This window comes from Candidatus Electronema sp. JM, from assembly GCF_048287415.1.
Lineage (GTDB): Bacteria > Desulfobacterota > Desulfobulbia > Desulfobulbales > Desulfobulbaceae > Electronema.
In genome coordinates, this window is sequence record NZ_JBLWEN010000005.1 from 1 (window position 1) to 16,094 (window position 16,094).

At 54.9% G+C, this 16,094-nt stretch carries 10 protein-coding genes; 2 read left to right on the plus strand and 8 right to left on the minus strand.

The window, feature by feature from the left end; genetic code table 11:
- Positions 1–482: 482 nt before the first annotated feature.
- The 8 genes from ACNKH6_RS01140 to glgB form a co-directional block, all read right to left on the minus strand.
- On the minus strand, positions 483–2,264 hold the full coding sequence (locus tag ACNKH6_RS01140; protein WP_417913708.1) for a hypothetical protein: 1,782 nt from the start codon (positions 2,262–2,264) through the stop codon (positions 483–485).
- A 94-nt stretch (positions 2,265–2,358) separates the two neighbouring features.
- Positions 2,359–3,402: an N-acetyl-gamma-glutamyl-phosphate reductase gene (gene argC, locus ACNKH6_RS01145; RefSeq protein WP_417913709.1), complete on the minus strand. Its 1,044-nt coding sequence runs from the start codon at positions 3,400–3,402 to the stop codon at positions 2,359–2,361.
- Between the two features lie 37 nt (positions 3,403–3,439).
- Positions 3,440–5,308 (minus strand): asparagine synthase (glutamine-hydrolyzing), encoded by a 1,869-nt coding sequence (gene asnB / locus ACNKH6_RS01150; protein ID WP_417913710.1) that lies wholly within the window; start codon positions 5,306–5,308, stop codon positions 3,440–3,442.
- Between the two features lie 46 nt (positions 5,309–5,354).
- The gene (locus ACNKH6_RS01155) at positions 5,355–7,058 is read right to left on the minus strand and encodes a YgiQ family radical SAM protein (protein ID WP_417913711.1); all 1,704 of its coding nucleotides are present in this window, start codon (positions 7,056–7,058) and stop codon (positions 5,355–5,357) included.
- Between the two features lie 9 nt (positions 7,059–7,067).
- Entirely contained in the window at positions 7,068–7,520 is a 453-nt protein-coding gene (locus tag ACNKH6_RS01160) for a DUF29 domain-containing protein (RefSeq protein WP_417913712.1), read from the minus strand.
- A gap of 8 nt (positions 7,521–7,528) precedes the next feature.
- Positions 7,529–8,851, minus strand: coding sequence for a class I SAM-dependent RNA methyltransferase (locus ACNKH6_RS01165; protein ID WP_417913713.1), 1,323 nt, complete (start codon positions 8,849–8,851; stop codon positions 7,529–7,531).
- Positions 8,851–12,201 (minus strand): OmpA family protein, encoded by a 3,351-nt coding sequence (locus ACNKH6_RS01170; protein ID WP_417913714.1) that lies wholly within the window; start codon positions 12,199–12,201, stop codon positions 8,851–8,853. The genes ACNKH6_RS01165 and ACNKH6_RS01170 overlap by 1 nt, the downstream gene beginning before the upstream one ends.
- A 73-nt stretch (positions 12,202–12,274) precedes the next feature.
- Positions 12,275–14,206, minus strand: a complete 1,932-nt coding sequence (gene glgB / locus ACNKH6_RS01175) for a 1,4-alpha-glucan branching protein GlgB (RefSeq protein ID WP_417913715.1) — start codon at positions 14,204–14,206, stop codon at positions 12,275–12,277.
- Positions 14,207–14,632: 426 nt separating this feature from the next.
- Between glgB and ACNKH6_RS01180 the strand changes: the two genes are divergently transcribed.
- Positions 14,633–14,824, plus strand: a complete 192-nt coding sequence (locus ACNKH6_RS01180) for a hypothetical protein (protein WP_417913716.1) — start codon at positions 14,633–14,635, stop codon at positions 14,822–14,824.
- An 891-nt stretch (positions 14,825–15,715) separates the two neighbouring features.
- Positions 15,716–16,024 (plus strand): transposase-like zinc-binding domain-containing protein, encoded by a 309-nt coding sequence (locus ACNKH6_RS01185; protein ID WP_417913717.1) that lies wholly within the window; start codon positions 15,716–15,718, stop codon positions 16,022–16,024.
- The last annotated feature ends 70 nt before the right edge of the window (positions 16,025–16,094 follow it).

Consider the following 16,094-nt stretch of genomic DNA (forward strand, 5'->3'; position numbering starts at 1 on the left):
TGTCATTTTTATGTCCTCTTCGCCAGTTTGCCTTTTTTGGGGCTTAAATTTTAAATTAACAAAGCAAAACAACAAGTAACATAAATTTTAAAATATTGCAACCTAAAATTCGATATAGTGTTTACTGCTTCATATATATTAAAATAAACAGAAGCCTGTCAGCAGACAGTCCTGCCATCGAGATGAATTCATTAGTTTTCCCAGAGAGTTTTGTGTAATTTGTCATTTTTATGTCCTCTTCGTCTGTTTTCTTTTTTTGGCATTAAATTTTGAATTGACAAATTAAAACAACAAGCAACATAAATTTTAAAATATTGCAACCTGAAATTCGATATAGTGTCTAATGTCTTTAAAATAACCGCAGGCTGGAATAGGCTGCGCCAACCTTGATAAAGTTTCCCCTCGCAGGCAAGGCGCAAGTCTCATCCCAGCCGTTCATCAGGTTCATGTTCTGCATTGCTTGGCCGAACGCACCTTTGCGATTATCGGCTAATAACTTCATAATATCCTTTTGATTCAAGATAAAAGGTGCTGCCAGCTTTTTCTTGAAAGCCATCAAATTCAACTTCAATTTGCTCGCCTTGTTTCATCTTTAAATATTTCTGATCTTCTAAACGCAGAAGAGATTGTTTCGGAAGGAGAACTTCTTCCTTTCCATCGTCGGTTTTAACTCTGATGCGCAGAAAATCAATAAAAGAAACTTCAGGGTCGTTTTCTTTAATAATTACCTTGCCGGTGAATCGTTTCAGTTTAATGCTGTCCCACCCCTCTCTGCGTTTGCTACTTTTACCGTAGAGGATATGGCCCTCGCTAATCCATTGTTTTATTTCTGGCGAATAGGTGTATGCGTATGGACAGCTTCCAACTTCGCTACTGTAATAAAGAACAAATGATTTCTCATCATTCTTTCTAAATGGATAAATCTTACCATCGACTGCAACTTGCTCTACAGAGATAGATGTTCCATAAATGAACTCTTTATCCACAGAGGTATCAACTCTTTTCCTGTTAATTATTTCTTTGAAATATCTCAAAGGGATACTTTTTATCCCTGGTATATCATCTCTATTGCTCTCCTCGATAACAGATACTGGTTCTGTTCCTTTTATTTTATTTATTTCGTCAGGAATGTTATTTTTACTCAACAAATTACTAATGAATTCTTTATTCCATTTGTTGTATTTAAAATAAATATCAAGCGGAATAAGGATTTTTTCTCCAGAGGCAAGCATTCTTAATGGAAACAGATATTCTTTTTTGATATTCATTTTTTCTATTACAGCAAAATCTTCCTCTCTTGTCCTTAACTGTTCGTTAGAATTTTTTCTAAGAAAAAAATTACCGATCTCAATTTGAGATTTCGATATATTTTCAATGACAGCAACTTTAAGCACAGGGATTCTGTTGATCAGGTTGATCATCCATACTCCTGTCGGGCATGGGAAGTAATTCAAATTAACTATCGAGAAGTCAGGTGGAAGATATTTTTCAGTTACAAAATTATACAATCTTATACTACCTGTTTCGCTAAATTCTCTGGTAAATTTATTAAGATATTTTTTATCAGCAAATTTCCAAAAAGAAAAATATTTAGCATTTATTTTTCTTTTTTTGATTTCACGAAGATACTTATCTTTATCATCTTGTCCCCCAGTCCAGTAAAAATTCCAGTCCGATTCAGATTCAATAGATGATAACGTGTATTGATCTGACTCGATATCTATATTGAGATCTATTATTCCAAGATATTTGCCTTTAATCTCAACTTCTAAATAATTATGGTCTTTATCTATTAAATGAGGTATCTCAGTATGAGTAGAAAATTTTCCCATCAAAAATTTCATTTCCTTGAATACTTCATTCGGCACAATAAATGGCTGACCAGATAAATATTTCTCCATCTTCTCATCAACTATTCCTTTCATGAGAAAGTCAATAGCATATCCTTCAACATCAAAATATCTTACCCTAAACTTAGGAGGTTCATTTGAGGAAGCCTGCGGCAAAGATTTTTGAGAATAAATTGCTTGCAGCAGAATCGGAATGATATATCCTGCAAAACCTAAGAGCATCGCAATAAGCGCGAGCACAAAAAGACGATCCACTATCGTTTTCAGGATGTTAAACGCACTGCTTTTAGTAAGCGGAGGAAAAACATCCTTCGCCAACATCTGCTTGATGATAAAAAAGAATATTACGGAAAGCAAGCCACCAAGTGCCAAAGGCGTGGATATCGTCGTGGCAATTTGAAACAGCTTTTCCATTATTCCTCCATCAAATTATATCTTCCTCGTAATGTAATTGTACTTATTTCAAATGCCTGCATCGGCTGCCGACGCAGGCAAATATTCCATCACCTCACGGAAAGAAAGCCGCCCCGCGCAGGGCGCAGGTCTCATCCCAGCCGTTCATCAGGTTCATATTCTGCACTGCTTGGCCGGACGCGCCCTTGGCGATGTTGTCAATCGCCGAAATGACAATCACCCGTCCGGTGCGCTGATCCACCTTCACCCCGATATCACAGCAATTGCTGCCGCGCACATGCTGGGTCGCGGGCAGGCTCCCTGCCGGGCAGACGCGGACGAACGGCTCGTTTTTGTATGTGTCTTCATACAGGGCCTGAATGTCCTGCTCGCTGATTTTGCTGGCCTTCAGGCTGGCGTAGATGGTGCTGAGGATGCCGCGTGAGATCGGCAGCAGGTGCGGCGTGAAAGAGATTGTCACCTTGCTTCCGGCCAGCGCGGACAGCTCTTGCTCAATTTCCGGGATGTGGCGGTGTGTGCCGCCGACCTTGTAGGCTCGGAATCCGTCAGCTACCTCGCAGTAAAGGGTGTCTATGCTGGCTGAACGGCCTGCGCCGGATGTGCCGGATTTAGAGTCAATGATCATCGTGGCTGGGTCAATCAGCTTTTCGCGCAGCAGCGGGGCCAGGCCGAGGGTGATTGAGGTCGGATAGCAGCCTGGATTGGCGACCAGCCGCGCCTTCCTTACCTGCTCGCGGTACAGCTCCGGCAGGCCGTACACCGCCTCGGCGATCAGCTCCGGGCAGGTGTGCGGCTGATACCACTGCTCATACACTGCGGCATCGCGGATGCGGAAATCCGCGCTCAGATCAACGACTTTCTTGCCAGCAGCCAGAAGCGTCGGGACCAAGGCCATCGCAGTCTTGTGCGGCACAGCGGCGAAGAAAAAATCAGCGCGGTCAACAAGCTGCTCCGGGGCCAAATCCTCGCAAAGCAAGTCCACCCGCTTGCGCAGATTGGGAAAAACGGCGGAAAGGGGCTGCCCGGCAAATTGGCGCGAGGTGGCCACAGTCAGCCGGACTTCAGGATGGACGGAAAGAATGCGGGCCAGTTCAACGCCGGTGTAGCCGGAAGCCCCGATGATGCCAACGTTCAGCATGGTAGTTTTTGATAGAAATGGTGAAAAACGAACAAGATTACTTGAAGAACCGATTATGCCAGATGGCAATATTGAGCAAAGCCCAGAGGATGTGGTTGTGATTGTGCTTCAAAGCGCAGTGCTCTTCAATCAGCCGGTTGATGTAGGGCAGATTCATGTTCTCCCGGATCACTGCTGAGTCATTAAGCAGCTCGACCATGTAGTTCTTCAGCTCGCCGCGCAGCAGGTGCTTGACCGGCAGGCTGTAGCCCTGCTTGCCGCGATGGACGATTTTCTCCGGCAGCAAGCCCTCCAGCGCGGCGCGGAAAATATACTTGGTGGTCGCGCCCTTCAGCTTCCAGTCGCCGGGCAGCGAGGCCATGAACTCCACCAGCATATGGTCGAGCAGCGGCACGCGGATTTCCAGCGAGCTGGCCATAGACATCCGGTCCACCTTCATCAGCACGGAATCCGTCATCATGAAGCGGGTGTCCAAGTAAATTTCCCGGTTGATCTGATCATTGCCTGCATCGCAGCGGGCGTTGTGCTCGCGGACAAGGCGGAACGGATCGGCGGCGATGCTGCGGCGGAATTCGCTGCGGAAAAGGCTGTCCTCCAGCCCGGCATTAAGGAAATACTGCCAGCGCAGATGCTGGCCTGCCGGATCAAGGTTCGCGCCCTCGATGAAGCGCTTGAGCATGTTGACCGCGCCTTTTTTCTGCGGCTGATCCGGCAGCATGGCCGCTAATCTGCCGATCAGGCCTTTGCGGACAGCGGCGGGCAGCAGGCTGAACCAGGCGTTCATGCTGCTGGCCTTGAAGCGGTCATAACCGGCGAAGCTCTCGTCCGCGCCTTCACCGGAGAGGCAGACCGTGACCTGCTCTTTCGCCTGCTTGCAGAGCAGATAGAGCGGTACGGTGGAAAGGTCGGTCATCGGCTCGTCGAGATGCCAAAGCGTCTGCTCGACATACTCCGGCTTCAAGCTGTCTAAGCGCAGGACATGATGCTCGGTCTGGCAATGGTCAGCGACAATCTGGGCGTAATCCAGCTCGCTGAAGGACTTGTCCTCGTAGCCAATGGTGAAGGTTTTGAGCGGCCCGCTGATATGTTTGCGCATTAAGGCGACGATGCAGCTTGAATCCAGTCCGCCGGAAAGGAACACGCCCAGCGGCACATCGCTGACCAAATGGCTGGCAACAGCCTGGTCGAGCAGCTCGCGCATCCGCTCAACGGCCTCGGTGAAGGAGAGCTTGTTCTCGCCGGGATGAAAGTGTAAATCCCAGTATTGTTCGGTGCGGAGCTGGCCATTTTCCAGCGTCAGCAGATGCCCGGCAGGCAGCTTGTGGATGCCCGCAAACATGGTCTCAGGCGCAGGCACGAACTCAAAGCCGAGATAGTCGTACATCGCCTGCTGATTGACCCGCCGCTCCACCTGCGGATCAGCAAGAATGGCCTTGATCTCCGAGGCGAAACGCAGCTTGCCGTTCTGCCAGGTGTAGTAGAGCGGCTTGATGCCGATGCGGTCGCGGGCGAGCAGCATCCGCCGCCGCTTCTGATCGTAGATGGCAAAGGCGAACATGCCGCGCAGCTTCTCCACGCAACTGTCGCCCCACTGCTCGTAAGCATGGATGATGACTTCCGAATCGGTATGGCTGCGGAAGACGTGGCCGTGCCGCTCCAGCTCAGGCCGCAGCTCTTGGAAGTTGTATATCTCGCCGTTGAAGACGAGGCAGACCGTGCCGTCCTCGTTGAACATCGGCTGGCGGCCATGCTCGCTCAGGTCAATAATCGAAAGCCGTCGGAAGCCGAACGAGGCTTCGTGGCAGCAGAACTCGCCCTTCTGATTTGGCCCCCGGTGCTCAATGGTTGCCGCCATTGCCCGGATCAGGCTCTCGTCCTTCCAGTTGAAACCGCAGATTCCGCACATGATGATTTGCTTTTGCTTGCGTTGAAAAAAAGGCGGTGCCGACTTTTCAGCCTGCCCCTGTCAGCGTTTCCTTCTGCCGCTCCCGCCGCCGCGCGTCTTTCTCCACATAGCAAGCCTCGCCGGTGAAGGGGTTCTCCCCTGTCCACCACATCACTGTTGACCAGGTTGAAGGCGTGGGCGTGAAGATCTGCGCCTGCTTGGGCAAGACCTTCAGCTCCTTGCGGGCGAAGTCGCGCAGGGCGAGCATGTCCGCCTGGCCGCAGCCGGGGTGCGCAGCTATTATATAATAGGTGAGGAACTGCGGCAGGCCCTCCTCTTTGCTCAGGCGCAGGAACAGCTCGCGGAAGCGGAGCAGGCTGTCCACGCCCGGCTTGCCCATGCAGGCGAGCACGTGCGGCTGGCAGTGCTCCGGCGCAACCTTCATCTGGCCGGAGACATGATGCCGCACCACCTGGCGCAGGTAGCTCAGGCCGTTTTTGCGGTCGGCAAGGATCAGGTCGTAGCGGATGCCGGAAGAGACGGCGGCCTGCTTCACGCCCGGCAGCGCACGCAGCTCCTCCAGCAGCTTGAGCTGCCCGCCGTGATCTATCACCATGTTCTTGCAGATGCTGGGGAAGAGGCAGCGGCGGTCGCGGCAGCAGCCCTTGGTCAGTTTCTTGCGGCACTCGATGCCGTACATGTTGGCGGTCGGGCCGCCGACATCGTGGATGCGCCCCTTGAAAGCCGGGTGCTTGATCAGCCGCCGCGCTTCAGCAACAATGGACTGGCGGCTTCTGCACGTGACCGTGCGGCCCTGATGCACGGCAATGGCGCAGAAGTTGCATTCGCCATAGCAGCCCCGGTGCGTGGTGAGGGCGAAGCGGATGGTCTCCAAGGCCTTGACCTGCCCGCGCTGGCGGTCATAAGGATGCAGGTCAAGCTGGTAGTCCAAGCTGTGGACATGGTCCAGCTCTTCCTGCGTCAGCGGCGGCTGCGGCGGATTCTGCACCAGCCAGCGGTCGTTGTGCAGCTGGACTAAGCCCTGCGCGGTCAGCGCGTCGTTGTTCTCATAGAAAAGACGGAACATGCGTGTGAAGGCCTGCTTCCGCGCCCGCTCCGCGCCCGCAACCTCGCTGTATGCAGGCAGCTCCAGACAGTCCGCAGGCCGCTCCTTGCTGATATAACACAGGCCCCGGATGCCGCGCGGATCGCGCCCGTCGCGCAGGCAGCAGGCCAGCTCGACCGCGCTGCGCTCGGCCATGCCGTAGAGCAGGTAATCGGCCTTGGCATCAAAGAGGATGGAGCGGCGCACCGTGTTGCTCCAGCAGTCGTAGTGGGCAATGCGGCGCAGGCTGGCCTCAATGCCGCCGAGCACCAACGGGCAGGTCTGCTTGAAATGAGCGCGGATGAGGTTGGCGTAGGCGAGCGCAGCCCGGTCGGGCCGCCGGTTATTGATGCCGCCGGGCGTGTAGTCGTCCTGCTTGCGCCTCTTGCCCGAAGCGGTGTGGTTGGCGACCATCGAATCCACGCAGCCGCCGCTGATGCCCCAGAAAAGGCGCGGCTCGCCTAAGCGGCGGATGTCATCGCCGAGCAGGTCTGGCTGGGCGATGATGCCGACTCGGAAGCCTGCGTCCACCAGCACCCGGCCAATCACCGCTGCGCCGACAAAAGGCGAGTCGATGTAGGCATCGCCGCTGACAAGGATGATGTCGAGGCGGTCCCAGCCAAGCTGCTGAAGCTCCTGCGCGGTGGAGGGGAGGAAATGAGGCATCAGGCTCTGTCAGCGCAGCTCCGGCAGCAGCGGCAGCCAGTCTGGCGAAAGGACATCCTCCATCCGCCAAGGGCAGCACTCCGGGAACTTCTCATAGGCTATGCCTGTTTCCTTGGCCGCCGCATCGCGGGCATCATCCCAAGCATCGGCCAGCCAGTCCGCATCATGCAGGCATTGCCCCAGACTGGGAGTCTGCCGCAGGCGGCGCTGGACGCGCTCGCGCTGGGTCTTGATCGTCGCCAGCCAGCTTGCGCCCTGCCGTGCGGGCTGGTGCTGCCACTTGATCAGATGACAGAGCAGCACCGCCATGCGGCTCGCCAGCTCCCGCTGCTCGCTCTTGCCCACGTCCTCTATTTCCTCAGCAATGTGCTCTGTGTCCAGCAGATCAAATCTGCCGCTGCGGAGCAGCCGCGCCTGCTCGCTGGCCCATGCGACGATGTCCGCCTCGTAATGCGCTGTCATTTTTTAATTTATCCTGCTGTATTTTCAAGCACCGCGATTGTTTCGATATGGCTGGTTTGCGGAAACATGTCGAGCGGCGTGAGCTGAGTCACTTGGAAACCTTTGCCGCAGAGCACGGCGAGATCGCGGGCCAAGGTGACGGGATCGCAGGAAATATAAATGATTTTCTCAGCCCGCAGTTCAGGAAGGAGCGCAGCCGTTTTGCCAATTCCGGCTCGCGGCGGGTCCAGCAGAATGATGTCCATCTGCTGCCGCTCGCTGACCAACTGCCGCAGACAGGAATGAACATCAGCAGTCAAAAAACGGGCGGAAACTCCGACGGTTGCGGCATTGCGCCGCGCCCAGCGCACACTTTCCTGGCTTCCCTCAACGCCCAGCAGCGTGCCGCTTCCGGCCAAGGCCAGCGGCACGGAAAAATTGCCCATGCCGCAGTACAAATCCAAGATATTTTTTCCCTGCACCTGCCCAACATCAAGCACCCGCCTGACTAACTGCGCGTTCTGACCGGGATTGACCTGCGAAAAGCAGCCGCCTGACCACGACAGAAGGCAGTTCTGCTGCGGCAGGGTGAACTCCTGGGTCAGCGGCTCGGCAGTGCCGGTGCGGGAAAAAAGATGGCGGAAGCCGTCGTCATTTGTGCAGCCGATTTGGTCTATGCTGGAACAAGCGGCAAGCTGCTGCACTGTTGCCGCAGGAAGCCGTTGTCGGCCTCGCAGCGGCAGCACCAAGGTGATGCTGCGGGTTCGCGGCGAGCAATGCAGCTCAAGCTCCTGACAGAATGCAGCTAATCCTGGCAGACAGCCTGCGGCAGCCAGTTCCGCCGCCGCAGTGTTGATCTCCGCCGCCGCTGCCGGACAGTTGCTGACCGCCGCGACCGCGTGACTTTTTTTTCTGAAAAAACCCAGTTCGCCAGCTAGACTGATGTGGAGGCGCACCCGATGCCGATAGCCCCATTGCTGCGGCGACGGCTGCGCCACGTCAATTCCGGCTGACGGCAGCGGCACATGGGCACGCTGCATCGCCTCTGCAACGATGGCCTGTTTGATTCTGAGCTGCTCGGCATACGAGCAGTGCTGGAGATCGCAGCCGCCGCAATGCCCATGCTGCGGACAAGCAGGCGCAACCCGTTCTGCCGACGGCTCCAACACCTGCGCCAGCTCCGCTTCAAGATAACCGGCTTTGCGCCGAACTTCGCGAAGCTGCGCCACTTCGCCGGGCAGCACCAAGCCGGACATGATCACCTGGCCGCTTGCCGTGCGGGCCAGCCCCATGCCGCCCGCGATGATTTTTTCAATGCGGACAGCATGAAACTGCGGCGAGTTCTGGAGCATTATTTTTGCAGATGCAGCTCCACCCGCCGGTTTTTCTCCTGCCCCTGCTTGGTGCGGTTGTCGGCGAGGGGATTGGCCGGGCCATAACCCTTGCTGATCATCAGCTCCTTGCTGATGCCTTGGCTGGCAAGAAAGTCACGCACGGCATCGGCCCGCTGCTGCGAAATCGCCAGATTTTTTGCTGGGGAACCGCTGCTGTCGGTGTAGCCCGCGATCTCAAATTTTTGCTCCGGGGCCGCATCTTTGAGCAGCTTGGCCGTGTCAGCAAGGCTCTTCTTCGCCTCTTCGGTCAGCTGCGCGGTGCCTTTGGTGAAATTCACCCCGGAAAGAACAATCGCGCTGCTGTCCACGCAGCCCATTTCGTCAACCTTGCCACCGGCCTTGGTGTCCGGGCAAAGGTCTTTGCTGTCCGGCACGCCGTCGCCGTCCTTGTCGCCGCCGCCGGCAGCAGCCTGCTCCTGCGCAGGCACCTGCTGGGCCTGAGCCTGCTCCTTGTTTTTCAGCGCATCCAGCTCCGCCTGCAAGACGGCGATTTTCTGCTCCAGCTCGCTGATTTTCTGCCTGCTTTGTTCCAGTTCCGCATTCAGCTTGTCCGCCTCGCCCTGCTGCTGGCCTGATGCGGCTGCGGCAGCCTTTGACAGCTCCTCAATTTTTGCCGTCGCCTGCTCAAGAGCCTTGGCTTTTTCTTCCAAGGCTGTCTTCAAGCTGGCAGTTTCCTTCTCCAGCTCGGCAACCTTGGCGGCAGTGTCTGCTTGGCCCTGCTGATTCTGCTGAACAGCCTGTGCTTCGGTCAGCTTGGCTGTGGCCGCAGCCAGTTCAGCTTCCAAGGCAGCAGCTTTCGTTTTTAACGCCGTCAGCTCGTCGGCCTGCGTTTTAGCCAAAGCCAATGCGCTTTCCTTTTCCTCCAAGCTCTTCTTCAGCCTGGCCAGCTCATTTGCCACCTGAGCAGTTTTAGCAGCAGTGTCCGTCTGCGCCTTCTGCGCTGCGCTCTCCGCTTCGGTGAGCTTGGCCTTGGCAGCCGCCAATTCAGTTTCCAGCGCAGCGGCTTTGTCCTGCGTCGTCTTGAGCTGCTCCGCTCCGGCTTTCATATCCGCCGCCTGAGCTTTCAAGGCGGTCAGCTCCTCGGCCTGGGCTTTGGCTTGTGCCAAGGCACTTTCCTTTTCCTCCAAGCTCTTCTTCAGCCCGGCTAATTCTTTTTCCGAATCAGCAGCTTTTGCGGCAATCTCCGCCTGCGCCTTCTGCGCTGCGCCCTCCGCTTCGGCCAGCTTGGCCTTAGCCGCTGTCAATTCAGTTTCCAAGGCGGCGGCTTTGTCCTGCGCAGCCTTCAGTTGCTCGGCACCGGCTTTCAGCTCCTCAATCTGAGCCTGCCGCTGGGCCAGCTCGCCCTCTAAAGCAGTCACCTTTTCTTGAGAGACGGTCAGGCTTTCCTGCACCTTCTGTTTGTTGGCAACATCCGCCTCCAGTGTGGCAACCTGCTCCTGCGCGGCCTGCACTTTCTGCTGAATGCCTTGCAGATCAGCAAGCTGCTTTTCCTGTCCGGCGGTCTTCTCCTTCAGCGCAGTCAGCTCCTTATCAGTTTCAGCCGCTTTCGCTTCCAGCGCGGCGATTTTGCCGCCCGCCTCTTGGGCGGTTTTCTCCGCCGCTGCCAGGGCCGCAGTTTTCTCTTCGATCTGTTTGTCCGCAGCCGCCTGTTTCTCTGCCGCCGCTGTCAGCTCGGCGGTCAATTTATCTCTTTCCGCCGACAGATTAGCCAAGTTGGCATTCAGGGTCTCAGCTTGCTTGTTCTTTTCCGCCAGCTCTGCCTGGAGCTTTTCCGCCTCCGCCTTCAGAACAGTCAGCTCCTCGCCCTTGCCAGTCAAGCCCTGCTGCAATTCCTGCGTCTTGGCCTGCGCCGCAGCTAAGGATTCCTCAGCGGTTTTCAGCGCAGTCTTGGTCTCGGCAAGCTGTTTTTCCAACGCCGCAGCGGCAGCAGTTTTCTGCTCTACCTGCTGCGTCAGCTGCTGACGTTCTTTTTCCTGAACTATTTTCGCTTCGCTCAGGCCCGCAACCTGCGTGACTAACTCTTTGCCGCTGGCCTCAGCCTCAGTAAGCTGCTTCTTCGCTCCATCCAGCTCTTTCTGTTTCGCGTTTAACTGACTCTGCAACGCAGTGATCTGCTGCTCCGACGGCGCGGCCTGCTGCTCCTTGCTCTTGCCATACTGAAGCATGGCCTCAGCTTTCAGCTGCGCATCTTTGAGCGATTTCTCCAGCTCGGCAATCTTGGCTGCGCTTTCCACCAGCAAGGCCTTTTGATTTCCCAGCTTGGCCTGCTGCTCATTCACCACCGCCTTTTGCGCGTCATCGTTCTTGCTGACCTCGGCAGCCCGTTTCTCAGCAGCAGCTTTAGCCACCTCAGCTTTTTCCAAGGCTGCTTGCAACGAGATGATTTTCGCCTCAGCGTCTTTCACCTTTTTGTTTTGGAGATCAATCTGCTCCTGCGCGGCAGCGGCCTGCTTTTGCAAATCCGCCGCCCGCTGCTCAACCGGAGCCAATTTTTCCTCCTGCGTCTTGCCGTACTGCATCAGAGCTTCAGCTTTCAGCTCCGTCTTGCGCTGGGCCTCATGCAGCGTGGCCAGCTCCGCCTCTGCCGCATCGGCCTGCCGGGTCAGCTCGTCAATCCGGCTTGCAGCCTCAGCCTGCTGCTGCGCATAGCCCGCCTTGGCCTGTTCAAGCTGGGCGGCCAGCTCCTGCCTGCTCTGCTCAATCTTGGCAAATTCGCCTTTGAGCTGCGCCAGCTCGCGGTGCGCCGCCTCCAGCTCCGCCGCAGCCTGCTCCTGCCGCGCTGTCCGCGTCTGCTCCAGTTCAGCGGACAAATTCTGCTTCATCTGCCCCAAGTCAGCAATTTCCGCCTGCGCGCGGGCCAAGCGGTCCTCGCTCTGCTTCAATTTTTCCAAAAGCTGGCTGCTGGCGGCATTCTCACTTTGCGTGAGCGATTCCATCTTGGCATTTGCCTGCTGAAGCTGCTCTTGCAAAGCCTGCACCTGCGCCTGCTGCTGGGCCGCAACGGTCGTGGCCGCTTCCATCTGCCCCTCGAGCTGACCTTGCTGCGTTTTCTCTTGTTGCAACAGGGATCGAGTCGCTTCCAGTTCGTTACGCAGCCGCTGCTCTTCGTCTTTGGCTGCCATCAGCTCATTCTGTATTTGGCCGCTTTCGCTTTGTTTGACTGCGCTATGTTCTTTTGCTCCGGCGGACTGATGCTGCTGCGCAGCCGCACCGGCATACTTATTTTTTAGATGGCTGTGATACCCTGCCAAAGATATATAGGCCAGTATGCCGGCGGCAATGAGAAGAGCGGTGCGGTTTGATTTCATATCAGAATCCCTCAGTTGCGTTTGTTTTTTTTGAAAAGTCAAGTTACAGGCGGCGGGAGCTGGAATATTGCCCTCAGGCGGGCTTCAGGATCAGAACAGACAGCGGCGGCAGAGTCAGCTCCAAGGACTGTTCGAAGCCGAAGGCCGGTTCCGGCAATGCGCTGACCGTGCCGTTGCTGAGACCGCTGCCCCAATAGCATTCCAGGTCGCTGTTGATCAGCTCGCGCCATTGGCCACTTTTGGGCACGCCGATGCGATACTTTTCCCGGACGATCGGGGTGAAGTTGCAGACCGTCACCAGCATGTCGCCGCTGTCTTTCGCCCGCCGGATGAAGGAGAAGACCGAGTTGTCCGAGTCGTTGGCGTTGATCCACGAGAAGCCCTGCCAGTCATAGTCGTTCTCATGCAGGGCAGGCTCGACAGCGTAAATTCTGTTCAAATCGCGGACAAAACGCTGCATTCCCTGATGGTTCTCCGCTTCCAAGGCGCACCACTCCAGGCCGGTGTCATGGTTCCATTCCTGCCACTGGCCGAACTCGCAGCCCATGAAGAGCAGCTTTTTGCCGGAGTAGGTCCACATGAAGCCGAGATAGGCGCGAAGATTGGCGAACTTCTGCCAGTCGTCGCCAGGCATTTTGCCGGCCAAGGAACCCTTGCCATGCACCACCTCGTCGTGCGAGAGCGGCAGGATGAAGTTCTCGTGAAAGGCGTAGAGCATCCCGAAGGTCAGCTCGTTGTGGTGGAACTTGCGGTGGATCGGGTCGTGGCTCATGTAGGAGAGCGTGTCGTGCATCCAGCCCATGTTCCATTTCAGGCTGAAGCCGAGACCGCCCAGCCACGTCGGGCGCGAGACCATCGGCCACGAGGTGGATTCTTCAGCGATGGTCAGCACGCCGGGAAAGAGGCCATGCAACACCTCGTTGGCCTTGCGCAGGAAACTGATCGCCGCCAAGTTCTCCCTGCCGCCGTGCTCGTTGGGCAGCCACTCGCCTTCCTTGCGGGAATAATCCAGATAGAGCATCGAGGCCACCGCGTCCACGCGCAGGCCGTCAATATGGTACTTGTCAATCCAGAACAGGGCGTTAGAGATGAGGAAAGAACGCACCTCGTTCCGCCCGTAGTTGAAAATCATCGTGCCCCAGTCTTGATGCTCGCCCTGACGGGGATCAGCGTGGGCGTAGAGATGGGTGCCGTCGAAATAGTTGAGGCCCGCGCCGTCTTTGGGGAAATGCGCGGGCACCCAGTCGAGGATCACGCCGATGCCTTGCTGGTGGCATTGATCGACAAAATACATGAAATCCTGCGGCGTGCCGAAACGGCTGGTCGGAGCGAAGAAGCCTAAAACCTGATAGCCCCAGGAGCCGTCAAAAGGATACTCAGCGATCGGCAGCAGCTCAATGTGGGTGAAGCCCAGCTCCTTGACGTAGGGAATCAGCTCATCAGCCAGCTCGCGGTAGGTCAGCCAGCGGCTGCCGTATTTTTCATCCGGCTTGCGCCGCCACGAGCCGAGATGCGCTTCGTAAATTGAAATTGGGCTGTTGAGCGATTGCCGCTGCGCCCGCTGCTGAATCCATTCGGCATCGTTCCACTGGTAGCTGTCAAGTTGCACAGCGACAGAGCCAGTGGAAGGCCGCAGCTCCATCGAGAAGCCGTAGGGGTCGGACTTGTCGAACTGCTCGTCCCGCTGCGTGGTGATGCGGTATTTGTAAACCGTGTGCTCCTTCAGCCCCGGAACAAACAAGCTCCAGATGCCGGAGTCGCTGGAGTGCATCGGATGCTGCCGGCCGTCCCAGCCGTTGAACTCGCCGATCAGGCTGACTTGACGGGCGTTCGGTGCCCAGACAGCAAAGGCGATGCCCTCCTGGCCGTCGAAGGAGACGAGATGCGCCCCCATTTTTTCATAGGCCCGCTCGTGCGTGCCTTCGCCGATCAGGTATTTGTCAAAATCACTGAGCCAGCTTGCAGGAACAGGCTGGCCGGGGAAAGATACAGTTTGCGCGCTCATCTGACAGACCTTCTGGCTGACAGCAGCAGCCCAAGGCGGCAAAGCCGCCGGACTGCCGCCGGAAAATTGATTATTTTAGGAAACAGGGGACAGTATAGCTGTTCCGGCGAGGCTTGCAACTGCTTTTCCGCCCTGAGCTGCGTTGGAGCGTTTTTCTTGCGGCTTTTTGAGGCTATTGATGGCACTCGCAAGAATTTCTCCTCTTGGCTGGAAGGGTGCTCAGGGGGCAATTGCGCAGCATAAGCGTGACGCTTGCCTGACAGGCATCGCATCGTAGAGAACACGGGGCTTTTTGTCAATAGACAAGGCAAAGAAAAACTCCAAAGAAATATTCATCTTCCATTCATCTTGCCTCTGATAGTATGAAAATACAACCCAGCTCGTCACTTGAATGAGCGCATCATGAACTGAAAGGAGGGAATGGCTATGAAACGAATCATCACCGCATTGACCGGCGCAGTCTTGCTTGCAGCAGCGTTAACCGGAACCGGATGTGTCAGGCATTGGGATGATCATGAGGATGAGCGGCATGAAGCCCGTGAGCATCGCGGGGAATACCGGGAAGGCGGCGAACACAGAGAAGGTCATGACGAACGCTATGAGCGTCGGTATCGCTGATACTGAGTCAGCGTAACGGTGCACCGCCAGTTTGGGCTGTGCGGCTCAAACTGGATAACGCTTGCGAGATAATCTCACAAGTGCTGTCCAGTTGGGCTGTTTGGGAAGCGGCGGCAGCCCATTCACGGCCCTATCTTCGGTAGTGGGTAAAATCCGTTGACAGCAAGCGATAACTATCTGTTATCAAAGAAACAGGCCGTACCTTTCAACTGGTTTAGCCCACCACCCAAATGGAAAGGAGAAATTTTCATGCAAGGAACGATCGCGTCAATTTGTTGAAAAACCAGAAAGAAGAAAAGTTGCTGATGCGGAGTTGCTGATGCGGAATGACTGACAGCTAACAGGATTCCTCTTGAGGAAGATATCCATGGTAGTAATTGCAGGAGCAATCTTAATCTCAAAAATATGGCTTCAGGACTATGTTAAAAAAACGCGGTGAAGTCAGAAAGCAGGTTTTTCAGATGTCACGAAAAGGGAAAATATTCATAGAGGCCGACGAAATGTGGATATTTGTCGGAAAATAAAGAGAACAGAACATAGATATGGCTTTCTGTCAAGGGGAGAACATGTCTTATAGTCGGATGTCATGTCGAAAAAAAAGATGATGCCGTAGCTGCCGCCCTGTTGGACTCCCTTTCTGAAGACTGATCAAAAAACGGAATATTTTTTACGGATGGCCTGGCATCTTACGCAAAAGCATTTCCGGCTGACAGGAGCAGAACTGTCGATAAAGGAAGCGGAAAAATAAGTCATATCGAAAGGCTCAATTTAACATTAAGGAAAAAATGTCGGCATTAGTCATCAAAGCATTGCCGTTTTCGAGAAGTATAGATGGTGGCGGGTCAAATCCGTTGATATATAGCCTTTCCTTCGATATATTATTTAGTCATTATGAAACAGTATATCGAAATCAGATGTCGGCACTGCGGAGCCGATGATCTTGTGAGGAACGGGCGGAGTGAAAACGGAACCCAGCGTTACCGCTGCAATGAATGCGAAAGAAGTTTTCAGAATGAATACAGCTATAAAGCATGGAAACCCGGAGTGAAGGAACAGATTGAGACCCAGACTCTGAACAACAGCGGCATCAGAGACATAGGAAGAAATCTCGGCATTTCGAAGAATACTGTGATTTCCGAGCTGAAAAAAAACTCCTGCCGAAGTGAATCCGTATTTCATGCCGCAAGCGGACAGCATTGAGATTGAAATAAAAACAGATGCGGAGGCTGATGAATTCTGGAGCTATGTCGGCAGGAAGAAAAATCAGAGG

Coding starts and splice junctions, on each gene's coding strand:
- ACNKH6_RS01180 (WP_417913716.1), top strand. CDS start 14,633: ATGAAACGAATCATCACCGCATTGACCGGCGCAGTCTTGCTTGCAGCA.
- ACNKH6_RS01165 (WP_417913713.1), bottom strand. CDS start 8,851: ATGCTCCAGAACTCGCCGCAGTTTCATGCTGTCCGCATTGAAAAAATC.
- asnB (WP_417913710.1), bottom strand. CDS start 5,308: ATGTGCGGAATCTGCGGTTTCAACTGGAAGGACGAGAGCCTGATCCGG.
- argC (WP_417913709.1), bottom strand. CDS start 3,402: ATGCTGAACGTTGGCATCATCGGGGCTTCCGGCTACACCGGCGTTGAA.
- ACNKH6_RS01185 (WP_417913717.1), top strand. CDS start 15,716: ATGAAACAGTATATCGAAATCAGATGTCGGCACTGCGGAGCCGATGAT.
- ACNKH6_RS01140 (WP_417913708.1), bottom strand. CDS start 2,264: ATGGAAAAGCTGTTTCAAATTGCCACGACGATATCCACGCCTTTGGCA.
- ACNKH6_RS01170 (WP_417913714.1), bottom strand. CDS start 12,201: ATGAAATCAAACCGCACCGCTCTTCTCATTGCCGCCGGCATACTGGCC.
- glgB (WP_417913715.1), bottom strand. CDS start 14,206: ATGAGCGCGCAAACTGTATCTTTCCCCGGCCAGCCTGTTCCTGCAAGC.
- ACNKH6_RS01155 (WP_417913711.1), bottom strand. CDS start 7,058: ATGCCTCATTTCCTCCCCTCCACCGCGCAGGAGCTTCAGCAGCTTGGC.
- ACNKH6_RS01160 (WP_417913712.1), bottom strand. CDS start 7,520: ATGACAGCGCATTACGAGGCGGACATCGTCGCATGGGCCAGCGAGCAG.